Origin of the sequence: Rhizobium sp. M10 (assembly GCF_002531955.1) — a bacterium.
GTDB lineage: Bacteria > Pseudomonadota > Alphaproteobacteria > Rhizobiales > Rhizobiaceae > Rhizobium > Rhizobium etli_C.
Window position 1 is genome coordinate 92849 of the sequence record NZ_NWTA01000007.1, and the last position, 24824, is coordinate 117672.

Consider the following 24824-nt stretch of genomic DNA (forward strand, 5'->3'; position numbering starts at 1 on the left):
TGAGGCCATGTTTACGCCGTCCGCCGCTAGTTGGAGAGGGTATCTGAGCCGATCTTGATGTCGCCGAGCGTGCGGAACGTCAGCCGCGCGCCGATCGTCCAATCGCTTGCCGACTCGTCCTCGGAATCCCTGCTGTCCGTATAGGCGATCGTGAAGATCGTGCATTCGTCCTCATAGGAAAGGCCGAGCGTCCGGCGGCTGATCACATCATTGTTCAGATCCCAGGCGATGCCGCCGAAGATCGACCAGTAATCCTTGAACTTGACTCTGCTGCTCGTCTGGATCTCGTCATTGTCCTCGGCGAAGCCATAGGCCGGCTGGGCGCTGAGATGGGTGTAGGTCACCTGCGTCTGGAAGGTGTCGTTCTGGTAGGCCGTCGTCAGGTCGCCGCGCCGGAACTCGAAATCCTTCTCGTCGAGACGGTAGGAGGCGGCGACGGACACACCGTATGGCGTTTCGACGCCGCCGAGACCGACATAATCGGAGCGGTCGGTTTCGAGGCCCGAATCCGCGCCGACATTGACGAGGTCGTCGGTCGCGAACGAGTTCTGGCCGGCGATCTGGTAAGACTGGCCGAAGATGCCGTGCAGCTTGTAACCGCTGTCGAAAGTCCCGGTATACTGGACGCCGACATTGGCGCGGGTGCCGCCTTCAATACGGTCGTAGCCTGAGAACTTGTCGCGGTCGAAAAGCGACGTGGCATCGAAGACGAAGCTTTGTGCATCCTCGTTCGGCAGCCGGCCGGCGAGTTGCTCGTCGGGGCGGGCATAGATCTGCGCGATCGGCTCGAGGATATGGGTGCTGTTTTCCGTCGTCATCAGAATTGGATAACGCAGCTCCAGCCCGGCGGTGAGCATCGAACGGGTGGCGGAATTGTCGTCAAGGTAATTGCCGGCGTAACCGGTCGGATCGTTCATGTTCAGCGCGAAAGCGTCGCCGCGCGCGGCCAGAAGCGGCGTGATCACCAGGCCGGTCGGCGTAACGTAGGTGCGTTTCCACTGAAGTTCGGCGGTCAGGCGCGACGTCTGGCCCTTCAGGCCGCGGAAGCGGTCGAATCCGTCGACGGTATAGAAGTCGTCATGTGTGCGCGAAATATTCGTCAGGTTGACATCCGCGGACAGTTCGCCGCCTGCGAGCGGCTGAGGGGCTACATAATGATAATCGAGCGCGGGATAGACGATCGCCTGCTGTTTTTCGGCGGTGTTCGTGCGGTCGGCATCCTGGACGTCGAAATAAAACGCCCGCATGTCGAAATAATTCCGTTTGCCGAGCCCGGTCAGGTAGATCTGGTTCGTGCGATCCGTGCCGCTGAGGCCGCGGAGCTTGTACGTCTTCGAGAAATTGTTGTCGCTCTGCATCATGACGTCCCAGCCGAACGTCCAGCGCGGATTGATGCGGAACTCCGCCTTTGACGCCACCATGCCACGCTGATCGGCTTCGGCATCGCTGGTACCGGAGCTGAAATTGCCCGGGCTCGCTTGGTCGATGCCGGCGACACGCAGGATATGCGTGCCGTTTTCGAAGCGCTGACGGAATTCGCCTTCGACGAGGAAGCCCTGGGCCGTGTAGCCGGTTGCGGTGACCGTCGCATCCATGCTCGGCGAGATCACGTAATAATAAGGAATGGAAAGACCGAAGCCGAGATTCTGCGACAGGCTCATCGTCGGGAACAGGAAGCCGGACTTGCGCTTCACCGTATTGTCGGGAACTTCGATGAACGGCACGAAGGCAATTGGGTAACCGAGCAGCTCGAAGCGGGCCCGCTCCAGGCGGATCGTATGGGTCTCGCCGTTCTGGATCACGCGCTTGGCCTTGACCTGCCAGAAGGGCGCACGCTTCGGATCTTCAGCGCAGGGAAGGCAGGCGGTGTAGACGCCCTTGTTGAGAATCATCTTCGTGCCGCCGACACGCTCGCCGCTTTCGGCGACGATACGCGTATTGTCGGAGGTCTCGATGCGCAACGAGTTCAGGAACCCGTCGGCAAAATTGTCGGTCACGTCTAGGTTGTCGGCATAGATGCGGTTGCCGTCCGGGCTGACGAGCTCGACATTGCCGATCGCCATCATCCGGCCGGTCTTCTGATTGTACTCGACCTTCTGCGCGACCATTTTGTAGCCGCCATAGTTGATCTGCACGCCGCCGACCGCCGAGACGATCTCGGCGTCACGGTTATAGACGAGTTCGTTGGCCGAAAGCAGAAGCTTGGCCCCTTCGGGAATCTTATTCTCGATATTTTGCTCAGGCGTGCTGGCCTGGCCGTAGGAGGCCGGGGCGCTGCCGAAATAGGAACATAGAGCCGCACCGACAAGCAGGGCAACCAGTTGTTTACTAAAATACTTGCGGTCGCCTACCGCCACTAGCCGTCCTCCTGATGAAGCAAAATAGTCGCGCCCAAGGCCAGCGCGACGACCACCGGTATCCAGGTCGCCACGAAGGGAGGCACGACTCCACTGCTTCCGAATGCTTTTACAAGCACGGTGATGACATAAAGCATGAAGCCTGACAGGATTCCACCCAGAATCACGGGGCGGGATTGGTTGAACCGGCTAAATTTTAGGGACACTGTTGCAGCAATGAGAGTCATGGCCACCAGCAGCAATGGCTGGGACAACAGAGAGTTGAATTGCGTCTCCAATGCCTTGGTCGAGATGCCGAAGGATTTGGCCGCCGCGATGCGGTTGGAAAGGTCAAAGAAACCAATTGTTTCCGGCGCTGTCAGCCGCTCCTGGACGAAATCCTGTTTCAGATTGGTGCGAAGTTGGACCGAAGCTTTGCGCAGCGGGATTTCCCCAGGCTTACGCTCAACGACACCGTTAAGCTGCCAGTAACCATCTTCCAACTTTGCCGTGGCGGCATCCTGTCTCAGAATGACTCGGCCGCTTGAATCGAAGTGGATCAACACGGCGTCGACCAGCTTGGTGCCGTTCTCCTGGACCGTCTGGGCGCCGATGATGACATCGTCGCGGCCGCTGATCTGGCGCAGCCACGGAATCTGCGGCGCCTTGCGCAGAACCGCGTTTTCGCCGCGCCAGTCGGATTCGACGAGCAGTGCCTGGCGCTGTCCCCAGGCGGCAAGCGGATTAAGCGCCGTCATCGTCAGCAGGCCGAGCGCCAGCGAGCCGGCGATGAAGGGAAACATGAACTGCCAGACCGAGATGCCGGCCGCGCGGGTGACGACGAGCTCATATTTGCGATTGAGCCCGATCAGCACCGTCATGCCGACGAAGAGCGCGATGAAGGGGATTGTCTGCTGCAGGATGAGCGGCAGGCGTACGGCGGTCATCACGATGCCGCCGCCGATGGTGTAACCGGGCAGGCCGGACATGCGGCCCGCTGTCTCGCTGAAATCGAGGAGGAAGGAGATCGCCGACACGCCGATCAGGAACCAGCCCGTCGTCGCCAGGTAGCGGCGAAAGAAATAACGCGACAATGTCCCGAACATCATTGGGCAGCGCCCCCGCCGGACCTGCTGGTCGCGGCAAGCAGTCTTTCCTGCATCCGTCTCCAGGAGGCCGATATCCGCTCCCAGATGAACGAAGGCATGACCAGCCGCTTGTGCATGCTGAGGAAGATGATCGAGACGATGCTGCTGACGATCGGAATGGCGTAGAGAACGACGATATATTCCGGATCGGTGTCGATCTGGTTCGCCGCGTAGAAGGCAGCCCATCGGAACGCGAAGGCATAGGCGAGCGCGCTCACCATCGGATGCAGCCGTGCTTCGCGATGCGACCGCGCATCGCCGGCGATCGCCAGCGAAAACAGGGCAAAGACGACAGGCAGGATCCAGTCCGTCAGCCGCCGATGCAGTTCGGCGCGATAGCTCTGCGGCCGGATCGTAAAGTCTTTGTCGTTCGGATCCGGATTGAACAGGAACCACAGGTCGCGGTCGCTGGCTTTCAGCGTCGCCTGACCGCGGTTCTCCGTCATGTCAGAGAGGTCGAAGGAATAGGAATCGAAATTGATGACCGAGACGTTGCCGTCAGGCGTTTTGCGATGCACCTCGCCGTCATGCATGATCAGCGTCGTGCCCGTATCGTCGACCGCGCCTTCCTTGGCGTAATAGATCAGCTCGTAGGCCGGGTCCCGCTCGTCGGCGACGAACAGGCCTTTCAGCATGCGGCCCGCCAGACGCTTCGAGATCTGCACATAGAGACCCTCGTCGATCTTGCGGAAGGTTTTTTCCTCGATCACCGAGGAGAGAAGATCGGCATAGGTTTCGGCGATCATCTGGCGCGCCACGGTCTTTGCCCGCGGCTCGACGATATTGTCGACGAAGAAGGAAAAGACGCTGATGACGGCGGCAAGCAGCAGGATCGGGCGGACCAGAATGCTGCGCCGTGCCCCGGCCGCGTCGATGACGGTCAGCTCGGAATCGTTGTTCATCGTCGTCAGCGTTTGGGTGATAGCGATGACAAGCGCGAAGGGCAGCACGACAGGAATGATCGACGGCAGGATCATCGTCGCCAGCTTGGCGAACGAGCCGATCGACTGGCCGCTGTCGGTGACGAGGTTGATGCGCTGCAGCACCTGTGTCGTCCAAATGATCGCCAGCACGGGCAGGAGCGCCACGAGAAACATCTGGCCGACGCGCCGCAATATGTATGTCTCGAGTAGTTTCATGCCGGCCCTTGAAAGCACCTGCAGGCCCCAAACGGCTTGCAGGAGAATCCCTCTACGCTCTTTGTCGCGCTTTTGCGACAAGCAGGTGTCAAAAATTCATTCAAATTTCAGAATTTTTTTGGCTCTGTTGCGACTCAGTTAACGCCAGCAGCGCTGCGAAGACGACAAGCGAGGACAGCCATCCGAGCGTCACATCGGAGAGATAATGCGCGCCGAAGGATAGCCGCAAGGCCGGCGTCAGGATCGAGATCGCGGCGATTGGCGGTACCAGCGCGTAGCGCAGCGATTTCGGAACGAAGAGCAGCAGGCAGAGCAGCCAGCCGGCGCTCGCCGCCTCGCCGGAGACGAAGGAGCAGTTTGAAACGCATTTGCCGGCAAGCGAACCGGCCTCGACGAAATGCAGGGGGCCGCCGAAAATATCCGTCTGCACCGGCCGCGGCCGGCCCCAATGTTCCTTCAGGATGACATTGACGAGCAGCACCGGCCCGATCAGCAGCGTTCCGAGCGCGACTTTGAGCTTGCGCGCCCGCTCGGCGTTGAAGGTTGCGCCGTGCTGCTGGTAGCATTCGATGAGTTTCCACGCCATCACGATCGCCACGACATAGGGGAGGCGGAAGAAGATGGTGCGCAACAGGTCGAAGTTCCCCGAGTCGCGATAGGGAAAGCCGCCGCAGATGCTTCCGGCAGCGACCGTCGCGTCGCAATCGGTGCTCACGAAAAAAAGCTGGGAAAAATAGATGTCGATCCCGGGGAAGGCGCGGAAGACGATCAGCAGCCCCCACCACGCCCAGAACAACAGCATGAATGCACCGAAAGTCGTCTTCGGCAGGCGGATCACCGGGCCCCGCCATCGATTTTTCGAAAAAACTGTCAACGCGAATATCTACGAAACTGACGAAAACATGTGGGCCTGGACGGCCGCGGGCGACCATAACAAGTGTCGCAAGCCATTGACAGACCCGACAAACGCGAAATTATCCGCCAGGGACGGATTTCAGAGAATCCCAGCGGAGAAGACATGTCAGCAAAGTTTGAAATTTCATTCTCGAAGTCGGCGAAGCTCCATGGCGGGCTGGCGATCCTGTTGAAGACTGCGGAGGCCGACGGCGCCGCAGGCGCTGAAACGGCCGATCCGGCAGGCGTGATCGCCAAGGCTGCGAAGATCGCGCGATTCTCCGGAAAATCCATGGCCGCGCTCGATATCGTCGCCCCGGAAGGTGCGCCGGTCGAACGCATCGTCGTCCTCGGGCTTGGCAAGGCTGCTGAACTCACCGCCCATGACTGGCTGAAGGCCGGCGGTGCTGCGGCATCGAAGATTAAGAATACCGACAAGGCTGCCATCTTCATCGACGTGCCCGGCCTGGCGACGGACGCGCGCGCGGCCGCCGATTTTGCGCTCGGCATGCTGCTGCGGGGCTACAGCTTCGACGCCTATAAGACAAAGAAGAATGACGACGAGGAGAAACCGGCAAAATCCGTCAAGGTGACGATCGTCACCGCCGATGCGACCGGCGCCAAGAAGGCATTTTCCGATTCCGAGGCGATCGCAGGCGGCGTCAATCTTGCCCGTGACCTTGTCAACGAGCCGCCGAATGCACTTGGCCCGGTCGAATTCGCTGGCAGGGCAAAGGAACTGGAAAAGCTCGGCGTCGACGTGGAAATCCTGACCGAGAAGGAAATGCGCCGTCTCGGCATGGGCGCCTTGCTCGGCGTCGCCCAGGGTTCCGTGCGCCCGCCGCGTCTCGCGATCATGCAGTGGAAAGGCGGCAAATCCAAGGATCGTCCGATCGCCTTCATCGGCAAGGGCGTCGTCTTCGATACCGGCGGTATTTCGATCAAGCCGGCCGCCGGCATGGAAGACATGAAGGGCGATATGGGCGGCGCCGCAGCCGTAACCGGCCTGATGCATGTGCTCGCCTCCCGCAAGGCGGCCGTCAACGCTGTCGGCGTCATCGGCCTGGTCGAGAACATGCCTGATGGCAACGCCCAGCGTCCCGGCGATATCGTCACCTCGATGTCCGGCCAGACGATCGAGGTGATCAATACCGATGCCGAAGGCCGCCTCGTGCTCTGCGATGCCCTCTGGTACTGCAACGATCGTTTCAAGCCGCAGTTCATGATCAATCTCGCCACGCTGACCGGCGCCATCGTCGTGGCGCTCGGCAGTGGACATGCCGGCCTGTTCTCCAATGACGACCAGCTTTCCGCCCAGCTGACGGCAGCCGGCCTTTCCACAAACGAGAAGCTCTGGCGCATGCCGCTCGGCAAGGATTACGACAAGCTGATCGACAGCAAGTTCGCCGACATGAAGAACACCGGCGGCCGGCAGGCCGGCTCGATCACCGCGGCGCATTTCATCAAGCGCTTCGTACAGGACACGCCCTGGGCGCATCTCGACATCGCCGGCACGGCGATGGGCTCGCCGCAGGACGAGATCAACCAGTCCTGGGGGTCCGGTTTCGGCGTGCGCCTGCTCGACGAGCTCGTTCGCGCCCATTATGAAGCCTGATGACGGACGTTCTCTTTTATCATCTGACCGAAACCAGGCTGGAAGACGCGCTTCCGCCGCTGATCGACAAAAGCGTCGAGCGCGGCTGGCGCGTCGCCGTCCAGACGCGTGAGCCGGCGCGGCGCGATGCTCTCGACGCGCATCTCTGGACGTTTCGTGAGGAGAGTTTTCTGCCGCACGGCACCGACGAGGGCGATTTCGCCGAAAGCCAGCCGGTGCTTTTGACGGTGACCTCAGGCAATGCCAATGCGGCGACCGTGCGCTTCATCATCGACGGCGCCGAGCCGCCGCCGGTCGATGCCTATGAGCGTGTCGTCTTCATGTTCGACGGTCACGACCAGGCGCAACTGGAGGCCGCCAGGGCGCAATGGAAGAAGCTGAAAGGCGAGGGGCATAACCTCACCTATTGGCAGCAGACGCCGGAAGGGCGGTGGGAGAAGAAGGCCTGACGTCGCTTCCCACGCCACGCCGATAACTGCATGCATAAAAACGACAAGCCAAAGCGCGTCGCATCGATCAAGTTTCGATGCGACGCGCTTAGCGTTTCAGTAAGGCCGCTCAGTCGTGGAACGCCTCGACGAACTTGCGCTTGCCGAGCATGAAGGCGTCGGCGACGTGCCGCAGCGGCGCGAGATCCACATCCGACGTGCCGGCTTTAATGATTTCGGCGAAGCGGCGGTAGAGCGAGGGATATTCCTGCTCCGGCTCGGCGAAGGTCAGCGTGCCGTCGATCGAAAGCTTGGCGCCGCCTTCGGCGAGAACCATCTGGCCGGCTGCCGTCTCCGCGACGATGTCCCAGCTCTGCTTGCCGGTCTGGCGCCAGTCGAATTCGGCATGAACCGGCAGGCCGCCGGCATCGCGGAAGCGAATGTCGGACGCGATCGGCGCGTCGCGGTTCTCGGGAAATTCGAGCACGGCCTCGGTGATGAAGATCGGCCGCGGCAGGATGTGGGTGACGATCGACAGCGCGTTGATGCCGGGATCGAAAACGCCGAGGCCGCCAGCCTGCCAGATCCAGTCCTGGTTCGGATGCCAGTGGCGGACATCCTCCTTCCAGATCACATGCACGCTTTTGATGGTCGTCGAAGCCAGAAACGCTCTGGCGGCCTCGACGGCCGGCGCATAGCGCGAATGCCAGCTGGCAAACAGCGACGCGCCCTGCTGGCTCGCAAGCGCCTCGAGATCGGCGACTTCGCTGAGCGTCGCGCCGGGCGGCTTTTCCAGGAAGACGTGCTTGCCGGCGACCAGCGCCTTATAGGCTGCTTCGTAGCGATACTGCGGCGGCATGCAAAGAGACACCGCATCGATCGACGGCTCGGCGTCGAGCATCGCCTCGATCGTCGTATAGCTGTTGATGCCTTCGACCGTGCCATGGCGGCTTGCCGTGGCGACGAGCTTGAAATCAGCGTTCTTGGCGATGGAAGGAAGGTGCTGGTCGCGGACGATCTTGCCGACGCCGACGATGGCGAGGTTGATAGGAGACATGGTTTCGCTCGAGCCTGTGAAAAGTATGATTTATTGCGCTTCTTTTAGCAGAAAGGAGAGCGCCGACAAGCTCTCCCCTTCATTCTCTTCTATCCTACCGCATGATGGCCGTCTTACCTCATGATAGTTTGGCGAAGGAAGCTGTAACCCATGGCCGCGCGGGCGGCGCGCTCTTCGGAATTGCCGTCGCCGCCATGCCCGCCCGAGCCGAATTCATGGAAGAGCGGCCGGTGTCCCGCTTCCTCCAGCCGCGCGGCAAAGCGGCGCGCATGCGAGGGATGCACGCGGTCGTCATTGGCCGAGCTTTCGATATAGATCGGCGGATAGCTGATCTCGGTCGCCGGCCTGACATTGTGAAGCGGCGAATAGCCGAGCATGAAATCCCGGTCGGCTGATACCTCCGGATCGCCATATTCGTCCATCCAGGCCTGCCCGGCGCTGAACAGATGGAAGCGTGTCATGTCGAGCACCGGCACCTGGCACCAGACGGCGCCGAAATCGTCCGCGTAGCGTGTCAGCATCACGCCGGTCAGCAGCCCGCCATTGCTGCCGCCCTGGCAGGCGATCCGCGACGGCACGGTGTAGCCGCGGGCGACGAGATCGCGGGCGATGGCGACGAAATCGGCAAAGGCCTTGTCTCGCCCCTGCCGCTTGGCGCTGCGATACCAGTCGGGCCCGAATTCGCCGCCGCCGCGGATATAGGCCTGCACATAGGCCCCACCTTGTTCCAGCCAGCGGCCTGTCACGCCGGAATAGTTCGGCGACAGCGAAACATCGAAGCCGCCATAGCCGTAAAGCAGCACCGGCAGCGCGCCCTTGGTCCATTGCTTCGGCAGGACCAGCCGGTAGGCAACCCTGGTTCCGTCCTCGGAAACCGCCTCCAGCAGTTCGGATGACATATCGGTCGCATCGAAATAGCTGGGCGCTGCGGCGACGAAAATCGGCTCGGCCTCCTTGCTGCGATCCGACAGGTCGAGCCGGTAACAGGCCGGAGGCTGCAGGAAGCCCTGGCCGATGATGCAGATCGTATCGTCGCCAAGATGCAGATCCGCATAGAGCGGCCTGAAATGAGCCGTCTGCATGTCCGCCGGCAGCGCGATCTCGCGCTGTTCGGCATCGGGCTTCGTCAGATCAAGCACCATCAGACGCGGGCGCAGCCGATCGGAAATGATGAAGACGCACCACTCGCGCATCAGCATCAACTGCGAGATCGATTGGCCCTCGCCAGGCTGAAACAGAATCCGCTCCGGCCCGAGCGGAGCTGTCTCCGAGCCGGGATCGAAGCGTTGCAGCACCAGGCTGCCGGTGGGAACACGCTCGTCGGTCTTTGCCCGCCAGAGGCAATGATCGCGATTGAACTGAAAGTCGGCTTCCTTGGGCAGATCGATGCGCCGTTGCGTGCCGTCGTCCGCGACCAGGAAAGCGCTGGCCACGCCGATCTCATGGGCGGCGACAAAAATGTCGATCAAGCCCGCATACGCCGAAGCGCCCGACTGGGCGGGGTCGATGACGAGTTTGGAGGCATAGACGTCCTCGTCGGCGGCTTCGAACATGATCGCGGCCTCTTCCGGCCGCTGGCCGCGCTTCAATCGCCGGCCGACGCGCGGCCACCCGGAACGGGTCGCCGAAAATCGGTCGATCGAGCCGAAATAGCAGATCTCGTCGCGGCTCAGCCAGGTGGCATGCGATCGAGCGGCCGGCGTATCGAAGCCGCCCGTCACGATCTGCTTGCTCTCGGCGTCGAATTCGAGCAGCCGGAGAAGATCGGAGCCGCCGTCCGAAAGCGTGAGCAGCACCCGCGTCGGCTCCCACGGGCAGGTGACGGCGCCGCGCCAGTTCCAGCGCTTGCCTTCACTGACGCAGAAGGCATCGAGATCGAAGACCGGCTCCCAATCTGCGTCCGGCCGCGGCTCTTGGTTATTGGGCAGACGGAGCCAGACGCCGAGAGGATTGTCCTTGCTCTGCCGGAAATCGAACAGCCACGCACCGCGGCGCATCGGCACGATCAGCCGGTCCTGCCGCTCGATCAGCGCCTTGATCGCATCGCGATCCCTGACGAATTCAGGCGTTCTGAGTGCCGCGTCGGAAACCCGGTTATATCCGTCGATGAACTGGCGGGTGCGCGGATCATCGTCCGTTTCGAGATGAAGGTTCATAGCTGACCTGCCGGTTCGTTGACGTCGAACAGATCTAGGCAGCACGCCCGGACTTGGCAACCCGGCTTACCGGGTCGTCACCAAATCGGCCGAGGCGACGAGGTTGCTCGGCGCCTGCGTCTTCTTGAACTTCAGCGCCACCACCTTGTAGCCTTCGGCTTCGAGTTCCGAGAGCAAGGTCGGCAGCATCGTCGCCGTGCGTTTGTGGATGTCGTGCATCAGGATGATGCCGCGGCCGCGCTTGTGCAGCAGGTCCATCGTCCGGCGCGTCACGGAGGCCGGCGTAATGGCGAAATAGTCCTTGCTGTCGATATCGACATCCATGACCACCAGTTCGTGCATGGCGATGGCGCTGCGCAGTCTGCGGCTCTCGGCGAGATAGGGGAAGCGGAAGAAGGAGACGTCGGTTCCCGTCGCCTTGGTCACCGCCAATTCGCCCTTGACCACCTCGGCCATCGCCGCGTCGAAATCAAGCGAAGTCAGGTCGGCGTGGTCATAAGTGTGGCTGCCGATCGTGTTGCCGTCCTCGGCGACCTTGCGGGCGAGCGCCGGATGCATCTCGGCCATTTCGCCGACCATCATGAAGGCGCCCTTGACGCCGAACTGGTCGAGGATTGCCAGCACCTTGTCGGTCCGGCCGGGGATCGGCCGTCGTCGAAGCTCAGGATCACTTCCTTGTCCTGCAGCTTGAGATCGGCGAGCGAGGAGACCTCAAGCGTCCGCCCGGCCAGATGGTGCCAGCCGGTCATGCGCGGCGCGGCCGCATCGTCGCCGCCATAGCCAAGTTTCCGCGCCTCGGGCGCAATCACCGAGGAGGTCTTGATCGATGTATCCGGGGCCTGTTTGGTGGTGCTGCAGGCAGACAGCGTGGCCGTGAGGGCCATGCAGGACAGAATGAAAAAGCGATACATCGAAAGGGCTCAACAAATCGGTAACGAATGTTGAGACAACCTTTCGAATTATGGTTAATGATTGGTTGATGGCGCCTGGAATTGTGCCGATGCGCGGCACTTCGCCACGCTATCCACGGAGCATGATGCCGAAAAGTGTCAGCGGTTTTCGGGCGACATCATGCTCTAAGGCTGTGGCTATCCCGCCATCGCTTCTTCGTATTCCGACGACAGCATCAGCCATTCTTCCTCGGCAGCAGCGAGTTTTGCCGCGGCCTCGCCGCGCTGCTTTGCCTTTTCGGCGGCCTTGGCGGGCGTCTTTTCGTAGAGAGCGGGATTTGCAAGTTCCGCGTCAAGCGCCTGAATCTGTTTCTCCAGCTTCGCCGTCAAGGATTCGATTTCGTTGATCTTTTTCTTCAGCGGCGTCAGCGAAGCGCGCCTTTCCGCATTGAGCTTGCGTTGATCGGCCTTGGAGGTCGCATCGTCAGCCGGCTGCGGCTTTTCTTCTTTTTTCTTGCCGGAGGCGACGATCAGGTCGCGATATTCGTCCATATCGCCTTCGAAGGCGGTGACGGTGCCGCCGTTGACCAGCCACAGCCGGTCGACCGTCGCCTCGATCAGGTGACGATCGTGCGAGATCAGGATGACGGCGCCTTCGTAGTCGTTCAGCGCCTCGATCAGCGCGCGCCGGCTGTCGATGTCGAGATGGTTGGTCGGCTCGTCGAGGATGAGCAGGTTCGGCGCGTGGAAGGCGGCAAGCCCCATCAGCAGGCGGGCTTTTTCGCCGCCGGAAAGATCCTTGGCCGCGGTCGCCATCTTCTCGGTCGCCAGTCCCATCTGGGCGACACGGGCGCGCACCTTGGCCTCCGGGTCGCCAGGCATCAGCCGCCGTACATGCTCCACCGCCGACTGCTCAGGGATGAGGTCATCGAGCTGGTGCTGCGCGAAAAAGCCGATCTTCAGGGAAGGCGCGAGCTTCACTTCGCCACTTTCCGGGGCAAGCCTGCCGGAGATGAATTTCGCGAAGGTCGATTTGCCGTTGCCGTTCGAACCGAGCAGGGCGATGCGATCGTCATTGTCGATGCGCAGGTTGAGGTTCTTCAGGATCGGCTTGCCGGGCTGGTAGCCGACGGCGCCGCCCTGGACCGCGACAATCGGCGAGGCCGGCTGCTTCTCGGGCTCGGGAAAGGTGATCGGCTGTACGTGGTCCTCGATGACGGCAGCGACCGTGCCCATGCGCTCGAGCGCCTTGACGCGCGATTGCGCCTGCCGGGCCTTGGAGGCCTTGGCCTTGAAGCGATCGATGAAGCTCTGCAGATGTTTGCGCGCCGCCTCGTTCTTGGCCTTGGCCTTCGTCTGCAGTTCGTCGGCTTCCGCCTTCTGCCGCTCGAACTGGTCGTAATTGCCGCGGTAGAAGGTGAGCTTTCTCTGGTCGAGATGGACGATGGAATTGACCGCATTGTTCAAGAGGTCACGGTCGTGGCTGATGATGATGACCGTATGCGGATAGCGGCGGATATAATCCTCCAGCCACATCGTGCCTTCGAGGTCGAGATAGTTGGTCGGCTCGTCGAGCAGAAGCAGGTCCGGCTCGGCAAACAGCACGGCGGCGAGCGCCACGCGCATGCGCCAGCCGCCCGAGAAGGAGGAGGCGGGCCGGGCTTGCGCTTCCCTGTCGAAGCCGAGGCCGGCGAGAATGCTCGCCGCGCGCGCTTCGGCCGAATGCGCGTCGATATCGACGAGGCGCATCTGGATTTCGGCGATGCGGTGCGGGTCGCTTGCCGTTTCCGCTTCGGCAAGCAGGGCCGCGCGCTCCTTGTCGGCGGCAAGCACGATCTCGATCAGGGGCTGCTCGGTTCCCGGCGCTTCCTGGGCCACCTGGCCGATGCGCGCCGCCTTCGGGATCGACACCGATCCGGTCTCCGAGCCGAGATCGCCGGTAATGACGCGAAACAGCGTGGACTTGCCGGCGCCGTTGCGGCCAACGAGGCCGGCCTTGGTGCCTGAGGGCAGCGACAGGCTGGCATTGTCGAGAAGCAGGCGCCCGGCAATGCGGGCGGAAATTTCGGTGAGCGTGATCATGGCCGGCGTTTTGGCCGAAAGCGCCCGCCAAGGCAAGAGCGCTTGGCGCCGGTCAGCTTGCTTGCCGGCCCGGCAAGGCTCTTATCCGCCGCAAGAGATCGAATCCGCCTCAGCGGCCGAAGGCCTGCACCGGCTGGCGCGGGTTCGATTGAGCGGCGAGAAGGGCGACGCGGGCATTGGCCTGCAACTGCCCCGGCGTTGAGGCGTCCGTGCTGAGCGCCACGCCGACCGAGATGGTCAGCCTGCCGCTATCGCCCTTGTCTGAGGTCGCGAAGACCAGATTGTCTTCGACGGAGGCGCGCAGACGCTCGGCAATCGCCATCGCATCCTGCATGCCGACATTGGAAAACAGCAAGGCGAATTCGTCCGCCTCGGTGCGGGCGACGAAGTCGTTCTTCTTGACCGACTTTTGGAAGAGGCCGGCGAGCTTCTTCAAGAGCTTGTTGCCTGCCGGCGTGCCATACCTCTCATTGAGATCGGTGAAATTGTCGACATCGACCATAACAAGTGCACTGCCGGCGGCACCCTCGTCGCGCTCGTAGAGGTCGGCGATCACGCGATTGAGCGCGATGCGATTGGGAAGTCCGGTGATCCTGTCGGCGACGGCGGCCGCCTGCATCGCCGAAATGCCGCGCTCGAGCGTTTCCAGCCTCTTGATGTCATCCGCCAGCCTGGCGCCGATTTGCATCTCCGCCGACGACACGCTCGTCAGCGAGGCCGAGAGGTAGTCGAGCTCGCCGATGAAGGCGGCAAGGCTCTGGTCTTCATGACTGGAGACGGATTTCAGGATCGTGTCGCAGGCGCGCGCGAAGGCATCCCGGTGCCGCAGCCCTTCGGCAAGCCTCTCCGCCACCTCGCGCAGCAACCGGCTCGCCTCGTTCCGCGATGTCTCGCCCGCCAGCCCGCAATGGCCGACGAGGCGGTATTTCAAGCCGAGCTCGTCAAGCATCGCCTGTTGCGGCTGAGGTCCGAGTGCGGCGATATCCTGTGCGAGGCCTCCGTTGAGCCCGACGATCGCCTCATGGAAGAGTTCATAGTTGCGCGGCAGCCCGGCGACGTTGAGACGCGCCATGTGCTGGGCGATCTTCTGGATGTCCGCGATAGGCCCAGGGCGCACCGCCTCGCGCGGCACCACTGCGTTTGCGCTTGCATTCGGCATGACGATTCCTCGCGGCCCCGGCCTTTTCCGTCATTCCGCTATGCCCGCAAGCTTTTAAGAGAGGCTGAATATCTGGATGGGAAGCGCTGGATTCCAGGCGCAACCGGTAAAGGCGGTTAATGCTCTGTTGATGCGGAGACGCTCACATCCACTCGCGGCCCTCGCTGCGCAGGAAATAGATCAGGTCGAGCCCGAGGCTCGGCTTGCCGAGCGCCGTCAGCGTCATGTGGCACTGGCCGCGATGGTGGGTCTGGTGGTTGAAGAGATGCGAGAGCGCGGTCCACAGCGGCTGGGTCATCGCGATCGGTTGGGTCACGGGCATATAGGTGAAGTTGGCCGCAAGGGTCGTCTCGTCCAGCGTATCCGTCCAGGCAATAATACGCTCGTCCTCTGTCTTGCGCGCAGCGGCAAGCGCATCGAACGCCTCGAAGAGCACGGCATCGAGGCGCGTCGGCGCGTCGCCGGCGCCGGTGAAGCGCTTCATCCATATTCGGTCGGCAACGAGCAGGTGGTTGAGGGTTCGATGCAGCGAGCCGAAGAAGGCACCGCGGTCGCTGCGGAATTCCGGATCGCTGAGTTCGGCCGCCGCCGCATAAACCTGGGCATTGGCCCAGCGATTGTAGGCGGCGAACATCCTGTATTGCCTGAGCATGCGCTCCTCCTGTCTTCGCAAGGGCAAGCTAGAGCCTTTCCTGGTTAGATTGAATCATTCTGTTGGCTCAAACGGAGTCGGCCGGTCGAGCAGCCGGCCCGTTTCAGCCAACCCTCCCGCAGATTTGCCTGGCAAATCTGCAAGACTTGGGAAGCGCCGGCCGCATCGCTTCGCCATAGCGAAGCGGTGCGGCCGGTGGGCCGGGCATCTTTGCGCCAGGATCAGAGGCGATCGGCTCGGACGTACCTGGGGGTATGCCCATCGCCAATCGCCTCTGCCCTGACGAAAACCTGCTCCGGCAGAATGCTTCAATCTAACCAGGAAAGGCTCTAGCTTGCTTCCGCAGAAATCGCAGTGATGACGCCATGAAATTTCCTGATTTGATCGCAGGCGCGTTCTGTCGTCGAATGCAGGGAGTTGCGATCTCGAAAGGACTGTCATGACCAGAGCTCTCTATTCCCTCTGCGGCGCCGATGAGCGGCGCTTCTTTTCGCCCCATTGCTGGAAGGCGGTGATGGCACTGGCGCATAAGGGGCTCGATTTCGAAGAGATTCCGACCACTTACGTCCGCATCCGCGAAATCGGCGGCGGCGTCTCGCCGACCTTGCCCGTCCTCGACGACAACGGCCGGCTGATCCCCGACAGTTTCGCCATCGCTCTCTATCTGGAGGAGGCCTATCCGGAGCGGCCGTCGCTCTTCAACGGCGAGGGCGGCAAGGCGCTGTCGCGGATGGTGGAGGGCTATTCGCAGATGATCGTCCATCCGGCGATCATGCGGATCGCGCTTCTCGACATCCATGCGATCCTTGACGAGGGAGATAAGGCCTATTTCCGTCAAAGCCGCGAAGCACGTCTCGGCAAGTCGATGGAAGTCATTGCCGCCGACAGCGAGACGGAGAAAGCCGCCTTCGGCGCCAAGCTGGAGCCGCTCCGGCACATGCTGAAGTTCCAGCCTTTCATCGGCGGGCAGACGCCGCTCTTTGCCGACTATATCGTCTTCGGCGCGCTGCAATGGCTGCGCACCTGCGCTGGCCTCGCCATGCTGGCCGCCGACGATCCCGTGATCGCCTGGTTCGAGCGCTGCCTCGATCTCCATGAAAGCCGCGGCCGGACTGTGACAGCGGCGTGAAATTGCCGTCGACCTCTTGTTTTCGGGCGTTGGGGCGGGTAAAGACCGCCCACTTTTCCCGAGAAAACAGAGGATTTGACTATGGCGATTGAACGCACCTTCTCGATGATCAAGCCGGACGCAACCAAGCGCAACCTGACGGGCGCCATCACCAAGATGCTCGAAGATGCCGGCCTGCGCGTCGTCGCCTCTAAGCGCGTCTGGATGAGCCGCCGCGAAGCTGAAGGCTTCTATGCCGTTCACAAGGATCGTCCCTTCTTCGGCGAACTCGTCGATGGCATGACCTCCGGCCCGACCGTCGTTCAGGTTCTGGAAGGCGAAGGCGCCATCCTGAAGAACCGCGAGATCATGGGCGCGACCAACCCGGCAAACGCTGATGAAGGCACGATCCGCAAGGTTCATGCGCTCTCGATCGGCGAAAATTCCGTTCACGGCTCGGACGCTCCGGAAACGGCTGCCCAGGAAATCAAGTACTGGTTCTCCGACACCGAAATCGTCGGCTGAGGCCACGCTTCGGCATTGCCTGGCAACGCCTTGAATTGACTCTCGAAAGCCGGGGCTTTGCTCCGGCTTTTTCTTTTCCGGTTCTATGCCGGGCATTTGTCAGTGTTCGAGAAATCGACGCTGCCGTCGGGCTTGAAGACCTCCGGGTTCTTGTCATAAAACGCGCCAATGACGAGCGGCTTGCTCGGCAGCACGGTCTGGTCGAGGTCGGAGCGGAATTGCGTCTTCAATTCCTGCAGCACCTTGCCGTCCTTGTCGACCAGCCGGATGCTGACGGAATAGGGACGGTCCTTGCGCACGCAGTGCAGGTTTTCGCTCTGCAGCGCGATCTTGTCGTCGATCGGGTAGATTTTCTGGTTCAACAGCAGCGGCGCGCCGCCTTGAGGATTTTCGAATTCGGCGATGATGACCGAGCCGTCGGGAATGGGACCGGTCTTCTTCAGCGTCAGCAGATAGGTGGCGCTCGCCACCCGATAGTTGAAGACGAAGAGGTGGCCGGTGACCTCGATCAGGTTTTCCGCCTGGCGCTGGCAGGCGGACAGCGCTAGGCCGATTGCCGCCGCTGTGACGATCAGATGTTTCCTCATGGGATTTCCTCCTTCTTGCGGCGGTAGTGCCGGTTCGCCTTGGCGCGGTTGCCGCAGACCGCCATGTCGCACCAGGCCCGGCTCCTGTTCTTGCTGCGGTCGATGAACAGCCAGCCGCAATTGCCGCAGATCTTCATGCGCTCCGGATCGGGCATGGCGATCAGCCGCAGCACCGAATGGGCGGTCGCCGCCGCCACGCTGCCGGGGTTTGCTTCGCGCAGCACCTTTGCCACCGACTCCAGCAGTGCTGCCAGCGATTGGTCGTCGCCGCCCGTCAGTATACGCTCGCGGAAATAGCGGTCGATCGCTTCCCGCAGCGCGATGAAATCCGCCTCGTTTTCCTTAACCACCGGGGCGATATTGCCGAAGAGGGCGCGTTCGGCGCAGAATTCGGCGGCAGCGTGCGGAAAGTCGCGCATCTGATTGCTGACGGCAAAGCGGTCGATCCGCCGTGCTGCATCGTGGCGCAGAACGACGCTGTTGGCGACATCGAGCGCCAGCGCGCCGCCGGCAAAGCGGTGAGGGGTCCAGGAAAAGCTCATCATGAAATTATAACTGGCGAAATGAGTTTTACCAGTTATAATTTTGGTGACGCGGAGTGTCCGGAATGGCCTATCTTCTGCAGCAGCTGGCGAATGCGGTTCCGCTTGCTGCCCTCTATGCCGCGCTCGCCTTCGGTTATGCCGTCGCCTTCGGCGTCACCAAGCGGGCCGACATCACCTATGGGGCGATCTTCGCCTTCTCCGGGCAGATCCTGCTGCTTTTCACCGAGCTCGCCTTCAATCGTTTCTGGCTGGTGCTGCCGGCCGCTCTCGCCGTCGGCGCCTGTGCCGCGATCGCCTATTCGCTGGCGGCGGGCATCTGGATCGGCCGTTCGATCATGCTGCCGCTGGTCAGCAAATCGCCGAATACGGTGATCGTCGCCGCCCTCGGCATCATGATCGTGCTGATGGAAACCGCCCGGCTCGCCGCCGATACAAGGGCGATCTGGCTGCCGCCGTTTCTGAACGACACGGTGGTCTTCTGGAGCGACGGCCCGTTCAAGGTGACCCTCACCTATATCCAGCTGATCGACACGGCGCTGATGGCGGCCATCGTCGCGGTGGGTGCGTTGATCCTCAGGCGCACCGCCTGGGGCCGCATCTGGCGTGCCGTCACCGACGATCCGCTGGCCGCCGAGCTCTGCGGCACCAGCGCCAGCCGCGTCTTCCTCGTCGCCTATGCGGCCGCCGCCCTCGTCGCCACGATCTGCGGCATCCTCGCCACCTTTTATTACGGCTCGATGGATTTCGGCGCCGGCCTGATGTTCGGATTGAAAGTGCTGCTGATCGCCGCTGTCGGCGGCTATTCCGATCCGCTGCGCTCCGCCGGCGGCGCCGCCGGGCTTGCCGTCGTCGAAACCCTATGGGGCGCGTACGGCCCCTTCGTCTGGCGCGATCTCGTCATCTTCTCGCTGCTCGTCCTATTGCTGGTCATGAGCCGCAGAGAGCGCGTGCTGCTTTAGCTCATTTCCACTTGTCGCGTGCTGCATCGTCGGCATCCTTTGCCGCGACCCAGTCGCCGGCGGCGCCGTCCTTGCCGTGCTCCTTCTTCCAGAAAGGGGCCGCGGTCTTCAGGAAATCCATGACAAAGTTGGCGCCATCGAACGCCGCCTGCCGGTGCGGCGCGGCCGCGACGACGAGCACGATATTCTCGCCCACGGCGATCTTGCCGTAGCGGTGAATGGCGGTCAGCCCGAGCAGCCCGAAACGCTCGATAGCGAGCTGGCCGATGCGGCTCATCTCGGCCTCGGCCATGCCGGGATAATGCTCGAGTTCCAGCGCCGCCAGCGCGCCGCCGTCATCACGGCAGAGGCCGGAGAAGGTCACAATGGCGCCGACGTCGGGTTTGCCCTTGGAGAGCAGGTCGACCTCGGCTTGAAGGTCGAAGTCTTCGGGTTGGACGCGGATGGTGGGAGTGATGGTCACCACAGGGGCCTCCGCTGCTTTGATGCGCTGCCGAAGCCGCAACTTCCCTCATTCCTGTGCTTGTCACAGGAATCCAGTGCGCCCAAGTCCTTGGGCGCGGGAGACATTACTCGCAGGCGAAAGGAGTCATTCACCGCGCGGACGCGCGGTGGCTGGATTCCTGTGACAAGCACAGGAATGAGGGAGAGAGAAGGAGATGCAGCCATGCCCATCGTCAGCCTCCCTTGGTCACCCCCCCGTCATCGGCGGAAATATTCCAATTTCCCGCGCCCCCGCGATCGGCTCGTCATGCTCGACATGCTCCATGTCGAGCGCCACGCGGATCACCTCGGGATATTGAAGTGCGGCCTGATATTCTTCGCCCAGCGTCTTCAAATGATTCAGAAGATCGGCGACGGTGACGATGGAGGAGGGGAGGTTGATCTCCTCCTCACCCTTGCCGATGCGCTCGCGCACCCAGGCGAAATAGACAAGTCGCGTCATTCCTCGTCATCCACGATATGTTTCAACCCGGCGCGGAAATAATCATAGCCGGTATAGATGGTCAGCAATGCGGCGATCCACAACAGTGCGATACCGGTCTGCGTCGTATAGGGGAAAATCTCGTCGCCGGCAGGGCCGGCGAGCAGGAAGGCGATGGCGACGAGCTGCAGCGTCGTCTTCCATTTGGCGATCCGCGTCACCGGCACGCTGACCTTCAGCGCCGCCAGATATTCGCGCAGGCCGGACACCAGGATCTCGCGGCAGAGAATGGTGATGGCCGCCCAGATCGACCAGCCGGCGATGGTCTGGTCGGCCGCGACCAGGAGAAGGATCGAGGCGACCAGCAGCTTGTCGGCGATCGGATCGAGCATGCGGCCGATATTCGACGTCTGGTTCCAGATACGGGCGAGGTAACCATCGAGGAAATCGGTGAGCGAGGCGATGATGAAGATCCACAGCGCCACCCAGCGCGCCGTATTGCTGATCGACAATCTGCCTTCGATGAAGAAGCAGAGGACGATCAGCGGCACGGCGAGGATGCGGCCGTAAGTCAGAAGGTTGGGGATGCTGTACGCGCGCGATGCCATGGGATCGTTTCTCTGAACTGATGCGCCGCGATAGCGCCGCGCGTCTTTACGAAAATCGATTCCGATTTTCGGGGCCGATGCCGTAGATGACGGCTTTGACCGCAGACCGTCAACATTGTTTCTGTCTTTTCACTGCCTTTGCGTGGAATTTGCGACGGCCGCCGGTTATTTCGCGGCGTCCTCGTGGAAATGGTTGTAAACTTGCCTGGCGACGGCTTCCGAGATGCCCTCTACTGCCATCAGGTCGGAAAGCGCGGCGCGCGAGACCGCTTTCGCCGTGCCGAAATGCTGCAGCAGCGCCCGTTTGCGTGACGGGCCGATGCCGCCGATCTCGTCGAGCGGGTTCTTGACCATTTCCTTCTTGCGCCGGGCCCGGTGCGAGCCGATCGCGAAACGATGCGCCTCGTCGCGCATGCGCTGGATGAAGTAGAGCACCGGATCGCGCGGCGGCAGCGTGAAGCTCTCCCGCCCCGGCGGAAAGAAGCGTTCGCGCCCGGCATCGCGGTCGACACCCTTGGCGATGCCGATCGCCATGACGCTGTCGGTGATGCCGAGCTCGGCGAGGATGGCGCGCACCGCCGTCATCTGCCCCTGGCCGCCGTCGATCAGGATCACATCGGGCCAGGCCGGGAAGGGCATGTCGGCGGCGTCGCTTGCCGTTGCCTGCGCCGTCCGGTCGGGAATGCCTTCCTCCTTGATCAGCCGCGAGAAGCGCCGCGTCATCACCTCCTTCATCATGCCGAAGTCGTCGCCCGGGGTGATGTCGGTCGATTTGATGTTGAACTTGCGGTACTGGTTCTTTACGAAGCCTTCCGGCCCCGCCACCACCATGCCGCCGACGGCATTGGTGCCCATGATGTGCGAGTTGTCGTAGATTTCGATGCGCTGCGGCGCATAGGCAAGCCCGAAGGTGTCCTTGAAGCCTTCGAGTAGCCGTGACTGCGACGCGGTCTCGGCAAGCTTTCGCCCATGCGCCTCGCGTGCATTGCCGACGACATGGTCGACGAGATCGCGCTTTTCGCCGCGTTGCGGCACCAGGATCGACACCTTGTGGCCGGCCTTTTCGCTGAGCGCCGCGGCGAGCAGCTCCAGTTCCTCGATCGTCTCCGACAGCATGATCTGTTTCGGCACCGGCTTGTCGTCATAAAACTGCGCGAGAAAGGCATTCAGCACTTCGGCGCTGGAAAGCTGCGGATCGGCCTTCGGGAAATAGGCACGGTTGCCCCAGTTCTGGCCGGTGCGGAAGAAGAACACCTGGATGCAGGAGACGCCGCCTTCGTGATGGATGGCGAAAACGTCGGCCTCGTCGACTCCAGCAGGATTGATGCCCTGGTGGCTCTGCACATGCGAAAGTGCCGCCAGGCGATCGCGGTAGATCGCCGCCCGCTCGAAGTCGAGATCCTCGGCCGCCTGGTTCATCGCTTCGGCCATGTGCGATTTCACCTTCTGGCTCTTGCCGGACAGGAAGTCTTTCGCCTCCTGCACCAGTTCGGCGTAACCCTCGTCGCTGACCTCGTGCGTGCAGGGCCCGGAACAGCGCTTGATCTGGTAGAGCAGGCAGGGGCGCGTGCGCGTTTCGAAGACGCTGTCGGTGCAGGTGCGGATCAGGAAGGCGCGCTGCAGCGAATTGATCGTCCGCCCGACCGCGCCGGCCGAAGCGAAGGGCCCGAAATAATCACCCTTTCGCGCCCTGGCGCCGCGATGCTTGAAAATCGCCGGCGCCCGGTGATCGCCGGTGATCAGAATATAGGGAAACGACTTGTCGTCACGCAGCAGCACGTTAAAGCGCGGCCGCAAGCGTTTGATCAGATTCGCTTCCAGCAGCAGCGCTTCGGTTTCCGTGCGCGTCGTCACGAATTCCATGTTCGCCGTCTGCCGCACCATCTGGGCGATGCGGTTGGAATGCACGCGGCCGACGGCGTAGTTGCCGACACGCTTCTTCAGGCTGCGCGCCTTGCCGACATAGAGCACGTCGCCTTCGGTATTGAACATGCGGTAGACGCCGGGGCTGTTCGGCAGCCGCTTGACGAATTCGCCGATCAGTTCCGCGCCGATGAGCCCGGTCTCGTTGAGGCTGCCGGCGTTCCAGTCGACCGCTGCCGCGAGGGGGGCGGCGGAAACCTCGCCTTCCACCTCGATATCGTCTTCGCTCTCGTCCGAATCGTCGTAGAGAACGCCGCCATCCGGCAGCTTTCGTCCGTTCATTCCGTAATCTCCGCCACGTCGGGCGTCTGCCAGGCGAGGTGCTGGCCGCCGTCGAGGGCAATCATCTGGCCGGTGATCGAGGGCGTGTCGAAGAGGAAGCGAATCGTTTGTCCGAACTCGCCGAATCCCGGCCCTGCCTTCATGATAAGCCCGTCGATCTGAGCCTGGAAGTCCTCTTCCGATTGCCGCGCACTGCGCACCGTCGGGCCGGGACCGATGGCGTTGACGCGCAGCTTCGGCGCAAAGGTCTGTGCCATCGTCTGCGTCGCCGTCCAGAGCACCGCCTTGGAGAGCGTATAGGAGTAGAAGCCCGGATTGAGCGCCCAGACGCGCTGGTCGATGATGTTGACGATCAGTCCGGTCGTTTCGTCAGGCAACTGCTCGGCAAAGGCTGCGGCAAGAATCGAGGGCGCGCGCACATGGATATCGAAATGCTGCGCCCATGCTTCCGCGTCGAAACCGCGGGCCGAATCCTGGCGGAAGATGGAGGCATTGTTGACCAGCAGGTCGATCGGACCGAGTGCTTCCGACGCTCTTTTGATCAACTCGCTGGTTTCGCCGATATCGGTAAGGTCGGCCTTGAGCGCGATCGCCCGATATGCCTTCCGCCGCAATTCCGCCGCCAACTCTTCGGCTTCGCCGACGGAGCCGTTCGCATGGATGGCGACGGAAAAGCCATGTGCAGCAAGGTCTTCGGCGATTGCCCGGCCTATTCTCTTGGCAGCCCCGGTTATGAGGGCCGCGCGAAGTCTTTTGTGGTTCAAAATCTTGCCTTCTGATCCCGCGAGTCTGTTGGCAGACTATATAGGTGGCCGGGGAGATTATATAAATAGGCCGCTGCGGTTGCCTTCGTTGGCCCGATATTCTATGTATTATTTAAGAATGTGATTTCTTAAAATAGGTATTTTAAGTTTAACACTTCGGTATGGTTAATGAAGTGTATGTTGCGCTTAAGCAACATCGAATTTCGGCCATGCGGCAGCCACAATGATATCACAATTTGGCTCTTTCAAATCCGCATTTCAGTTTCAATTTCAGTCTCGATCCGGAAGGGACATCTGGCAATTTCCCCGCCAATGCTTCGCTGATAGACAGATGAAAAGCGGCGCGGGACTGAAAGGAGAAAAGTATGCGTGTACTCATTGCTGGCCTCATGGCCTCTGCTTTTGCAATCGCGGGCGTCTCGGCAGCTCAGGCGGCCGATGCCGTCGATCAGGTTCCGGAAGCACCGATCGCCCAGGACGCCCCGGTCAAGCCGGCCGGCAACTGGGAGGGCTTCTACCTCGGCGGCGCCGGCACCTACAACATGGGTGACTTCGGTTCCGACCGTCACACCTACGGTTTCGGCGGCCAGGTCTTCACCGGCTACAACTGGCAGCAGGGCCAGATCGTTTACGGCGTTGAATCCGACCTCGGCTACAGCGGCGACGACGTTTCCTCGGGCGGCGTCAAGAACAAGTATGGCTGGAACGGCTCCGTCCGTGGCCGCGTCGGCTACGACATGAACCCCTTCCTGCTCTACGGTACGGCCGGTCTTGCCCTCGGCAACATCAAGGTCTCCGACGACACCTCGGACGAAAGCAAGACGGCTTACGGCTATACGGTCGGCGCCGGCGTCGAAGCCTTCGTGACCAACAACATCACGACGCGCCTGGAATATCGCTACACCGATTACCAGAGCAAGGACTACGACCTCGACTCCGGGAGCTTCTCGCGCGGTTACGACGAGAACAGCGTCAAGCTCGGTATCGGCGTCAAGTTCTAAGCCGAACGGAATAATTCAAACATGGAAAAGCCGGGCAAATC

Annotated in this window: 22 protein-coding genes and 1 pseudogene; 6 read left to right on the forward strand and 17 right to left on the reverse strand. The window is 61.8% G+C overall.

The window, feature by feature from the left end; genetic code table 11:
- Positions 1 to 26 precede the first annotated feature (26 nt).
- The 4 genes from CO671_RS13705 to CO671_RS13720 form a co-directional block, all read right to left on the reverse strand.
- Positions 27 to 2357, reverse strand: a complete 2331-nt coding sequence (locus CO671_RS13705; RefSeq protein ID WP_097606387.1) for an LPS-assembly protein LptD — start codon at positions 2355 to 2357, stop codon at positions 27 to 29.
- Positions 2357 to 3445 carry an LPS export ABC transporter permease LptG gene (gene lptG / locus CO671_RS13710; RefSeq protein WP_097606388.1) on the reverse strand — a complete coding sequence of 363 codons (1089 nt, stop codon included), beginning with the start codon at positions 3443 to 3445 and terminating at the stop codon, positions 2357 to 2359. Before lptG ends, CO671_RS13705 begins: the two co-directional genes overlap by 1 nt.
- Positions 3442 to 4623: an LPS export ABC transporter permease LptF gene (gene lptF, locus CO671_RS13715; protein WP_097606389.1), complete on the reverse strand. Its 1182-nt coding sequence runs from the start codon at positions 4621 to 4623 to the stop codon at positions 3442 to 3444. Before lptF ends, lptG begins: the two co-directional genes overlap by 4 nt.
- A 100-nt stretch (positions 4624 to 4723) precedes the next feature.
- Entirely contained in the window at positions 4724 to 5497 is a 774-nt protein-coding gene (locus tag CO671_RS13720; RefSeq protein ID WP_097606390.1) for a phosphatase PAP2 family protein, read from the reverse strand.
- Positions 5498 to 5641: 144 nt separating this feature from the next.
- Between CO671_RS13720 and CO671_RS13725 the strand changes: the two genes are divergently transcribed.
- Together CO671_RS13725 and CO671_RS13730 are read left to right on the forward strand one after the other, a co-directional pair.
- On the forward strand, positions 5642 to 7132 hold the full coding sequence (locus tag CO671_RS13725) for a leucyl aminopeptidase (protein ID WP_097606391.1): 1491 nt from the start codon (positions 5642 to 5644) through the stop codon (positions 7130 to 7132).
- Entirely contained in the window at positions 7132 to 7581 is a 450-nt protein-coding gene (locus CO671_RS13730) for a DNA polymerase III subunit chi (RefSeq protein WP_088936684.1), read from the forward strand. Before CO671_RS13725 ends, CO671_RS13730 begins: the two co-directional genes overlap by 1 nt.
- A 109-nt stretch (positions 7582 to 7690) precedes the next feature.
- On the opposite strand, the gene CO671_RS13735 is transcribed toward CO671_RS13730, so the two are convergent.
- The 6 genes and pseudogenes from CO671_RS13735 to CO671_RS13760 form a co-directional block, all read right to left on the reverse strand.
- Complete coding sequence (locus tag CO671_RS13735) at positions 7691 to 8617, reverse strand: Gfo/Idh/MocA family oxidoreductase (RefSeq protein WP_097606392.1); 927 nt, start codon at positions 8615 to 8617, stop codon at positions 7691 to 7693.
- A gap of 113 nt (positions 8618 to 8730) precedes the next feature.
- Positions 8731 to 10773, reverse strand: coding sequence for a prolyl oligopeptidase family serine peptidase (locus CO671_RS13740; protein ID WP_097606393.1), 2043 nt, complete (start codon positions 10771 to 10773; stop codon positions 8731 to 8733).
- 66 nt (positions 10774 to 10839) lie between these two features.
- Positions 10840 to 11684: pseudogene (locus tag CO671_RS13745) on the reverse strand (polysaccharide deacetylase family protein).
- Between the two features lie 177 nt (positions 11685 to 11861).
- Positions 11862 to 13745 (reverse strand): ABC-F family ATP-binding cassette domain-containing protein, encoded by a 1884-nt coding sequence (locus tag CO671_RS13750; RefSeq protein WP_097606516.1) that lies wholly within the window; start codon positions 13743 to 13745, stop codon positions 11862 to 11864.
- A 109-nt stretch (positions 13746 to 13854) separates the two neighbouring features.
- A complete protein-coding gene (locus CO671_RS13755) occupies positions 13855 to 14904 on the reverse strand; it encodes a GGDEF domain-containing protein (protein ID WP_097606394.1) in 1050 nt (349 codons plus the stop codon).
- Positions 14905 to 15046: 142 nt separating this feature from the next.
- On the reverse strand, positions 15047 to 15556 hold the full coding sequence (locus tag CO671_RS13760) for a DinB family protein (RefSeq protein ID WP_097606395.1): 510 nt from the start codon (positions 15554 to 15556) through the stop codon (positions 15047 to 15049).
- 439 nt (positions 15557 to 15995) lie between these two features.
- Between CO671_RS13760 and CO671_RS13770 the strand changes: the two genes are divergently transcribed.
- A complete protein-coding gene (locus CO671_RS13770) occupies positions 15996 to 16685 on the forward strand; it encodes a glutathione S-transferase family protein (RefSeq protein ID WP_097606396.1) in 690 nt (229 codons plus the stop codon).
- An 81-nt stretch (positions 16686 to 16766) separates the two neighbouring features.
- Positions 16767 to 17189 (forward strand): nucleoside-diphosphate kinase, encoded by a 423-nt coding sequence (gene ndk, locus CO671_RS13775; RefSeq protein ID WP_097606397.1) that lies wholly within the window; start codon positions 16767 to 16769, stop codon positions 17187 to 17189.
- An 83-nt stretch (positions 17190 to 17272) separates the two neighbouring features.
- Here ndk and CO671_RS13780 read toward each other — a convergent pair whose 3' ends face one another.
- Both CO671_RS13780 and CO671_RS13785 read right to left on the reverse strand, forming a co-directional pair.
- Positions 17273 to 17776, reverse strand: coding sequence for a hypothetical protein (locus CO671_RS13780; protein WP_097606398.1), 504 nt, complete (start codon positions 17774 to 17776; stop codon positions 17273 to 17275).
- Positions 17773 to 18318: a CGNR zinc finger domain-containing protein gene (locus CO671_RS13785; protein WP_097606518.1), complete on the reverse strand. Its 546-nt coding sequence runs from the start codon at positions 18316 to 18318 to the stop codon at positions 17773 to 17775. Before CO671_RS13785 ends, CO671_RS13780 begins: the two co-directional genes overlap by 4 nt.
- 65 nt (positions 18319 to 18383) lie before the next feature.
- Between CO671_RS13785 and CO671_RS13790 the strand changes: the two genes are divergently transcribed.
- The gene (locus CO671_RS13790) at positions 18384 to 19280 is read left to right on the forward strand and encodes a branched-chain amino acid ABC transporter permease (RefSeq protein ID WP_097606399.1); all 897 of its coding nucleotides are present in this window, start codon (positions 18384 to 18386) and stop codon (positions 19278 to 19280) included.
- A gap of 1 nt (position 19281) precedes the next feature.
- Here the strand turns inward: CO671_RS13790 and CO671_RS13795 are convergent, their stop codons facing one another.
- From CO671_RS13795 to CO671_RS13820, 5 genes are all read right to left on the reverse strand, one after another.
- Positions 19282 to 19743 (reverse strand): molybdenum cofactor biosynthesis protein MoaE, encoded by a 462-nt coding sequence (locus tag CO671_RS13795; protein ID WP_097606519.1) that lies wholly within the window; start codon positions 19741 to 19743, stop codon positions 19282 to 19284.
- A 228-nt stretch (positions 19744 to 19971) separates the two neighbouring features.
- On the reverse strand, positions 19972 to 20226 hold the full coding sequence (gene moaD, locus CO671_RS13805) for a molybdopterin converting factor subunit 1 (protein ID WP_097606401.1): 255 nt from the start codon (positions 20224 to 20226) through the stop codon (positions 19972 to 19974).
- Positions 20223 to 20813 carry a CDP-diacylglycerol--glycerol-3-phosphate 3-phosphatidyltransferase gene (gene pgsA, locus CO671_RS13810; protein ID WP_010034988.1) on the reverse strand — a complete coding sequence of 197 codons (591 nt, stop codon included), beginning with the start codon at positions 20811 to 20813 and terminating at the stop codon, positions 20223 to 20225. The genes moaD and pgsA overlap by 4 nt, the downstream gene beginning before the upstream one ends.
- 165 nt (positions 20814 to 20978) lie before the next feature.
- Entirely contained in the window at positions 20979 to 23018 is a 2040-nt protein-coding gene (uvrC, locus tag CO671_RS13815) for an excinuclease ABC subunit UvrC (RefSeq protein ID WP_097606402.1), read from the reverse strand.
- A complete protein-coding gene (locus tag CO671_RS13820; RefSeq protein ID WP_097606403.1) occupies positions 23015 to 23782 on the reverse strand; it encodes an SDR family oxidoreductase in 768 nt (255 codons plus the stop codon). The genes uvrC and CO671_RS13820 overlap by 4 nt, the downstream gene beginning before the upstream one ends.
- Positions 23783 to 24147: 365 nt before the next feature.
- Between CO671_RS13820 and CO671_RS13825 the strand changes: the two genes are divergently transcribed.
- Positions 24148 to 24783: an outer membrane protein gene (locus CO671_RS13825; protein WP_010034999.1), complete on the forward strand. Its 636-nt coding sequence runs from the start codon at positions 24148 to 24150 to the stop codon at positions 24781 to 24783.
- The last annotated feature ends 41 nt before the right edge of the window (positions 24784 to 24824 follow it).

Coding starts and splice junctions, on each gene's coding strand:
- CO671_RS13740 (WP_097606393.1), bottom strand. CDS start 10,773: ATGAACCTTCATCTCGAAACGGACGATGATCCGCGCACCCGCCAGTTC.
- CO671_RS13780 (WP_097606398.1), bottom strand. CDS start 17,776: ATGAGGAAACATCTGATCGTCACAGCGGCGGCAATCGGCCTAGCGCTG.
- CO671_RS13825 (WP_010034999.1), top strand. CDS start 24,148: ATGCGTGTACTCATTGCTGGCCTCATGGCCTCTGCTTTTGCAATCGCG.
- lptG (WP_097606388.1), bottom strand. CDS start 3,445: ATGATGTTCGGGACATTGTCGCGTTATTTCTTTCGCCGCTACCTGGCG.
- CO671_RS13770 (WP_097606396.1), top strand. CDS start 15,996: ATGACCAGAGCTCTCTATTCCCTCTGCGGCGCCGATGAGCGGCGCTTC.
- uvrC (WP_097606402.1), bottom strand. CDS start 23,018: ATGAACGGACGAAAGCTGCCGGATGGCGGCGTTCTCTACGACGATTCG.
- CO671_RS13730 (WP_088936684.1), top strand. CDS start 7,132: ATGACGGACGTTCTCTTTTATCATCTGACCGAAACCAGGCTGGAAGAC.
- ndk (WP_097606397.1), top strand. CDS start 16,767: ATGGCGATTGAACGCACCTTCTCGATGATCAAGCCGGACGCAACCAAG.
- moaD (WP_097606401.1), bottom strand. CDS start 20,226: ATGACGCGACTTGTCTATTTCGCCTGGGTGCGCGAGCGCATCGGCAAG.
- CO671_RS13760 (WP_097606395.1), bottom strand. CDS start 15,556: ATGCTCAGGCAATACAGGATGTTCGCCGCCTACAATCGCTGGGCCAAT.
- CO671_RS13750 (WP_097606516.1), bottom strand. CDS start 13,745: ATGATCACGCTCACCGAAATTTCCGCCCGCATTGCCGGGCGCCTGCTT.
- CO671_RS13785 (WP_097606518.1), bottom strand. CDS start 18,318: ATGAGCTTTTCCTGGACCCCTCACCGCTTTGCCGGCGGCGCGCTGGCG.
- CO671_RS13790 (WP_097606399.1), top strand. CDS start 18,384: ATGGCCTATCTTCTGCAGCAGCTGGCGAATGCGGTTCCGCTTGCTGCC.
- CO671_RS13725 (WP_097606391.1), top strand. CDS start 5,642: ATGTCAGCAAAGTTTGAAATTTCATTCTCGAAGTCGGCGAAGCTCCAT.
- lptF (WP_097606389.1), bottom strand. CDS start 4,623: ATGAAACTACTCGAGACATACATATTGCGGCGCGTCGGCCAGATGTTT.
- CO671_RS13755 (WP_097606394.1), bottom strand. CDS start 14,904: ATGCCGAATGCAAGCGCAAACGCAGTGGTGCCGCGCGAGGCGGTGCGC.
- CO671_RS13735 (WP_097606392.1), bottom strand. CDS start 8,617: ATGTCTCCTATCAACCTCGCCATCGTCGGCGTCGGCAAGATCGTCCGC.
- pgsA (WP_010034988.1), bottom strand. CDS start 20,813: ATGGCATCGCGCGCGTACAGCATCCCCAACCTTCTGACTTACGGCCGC.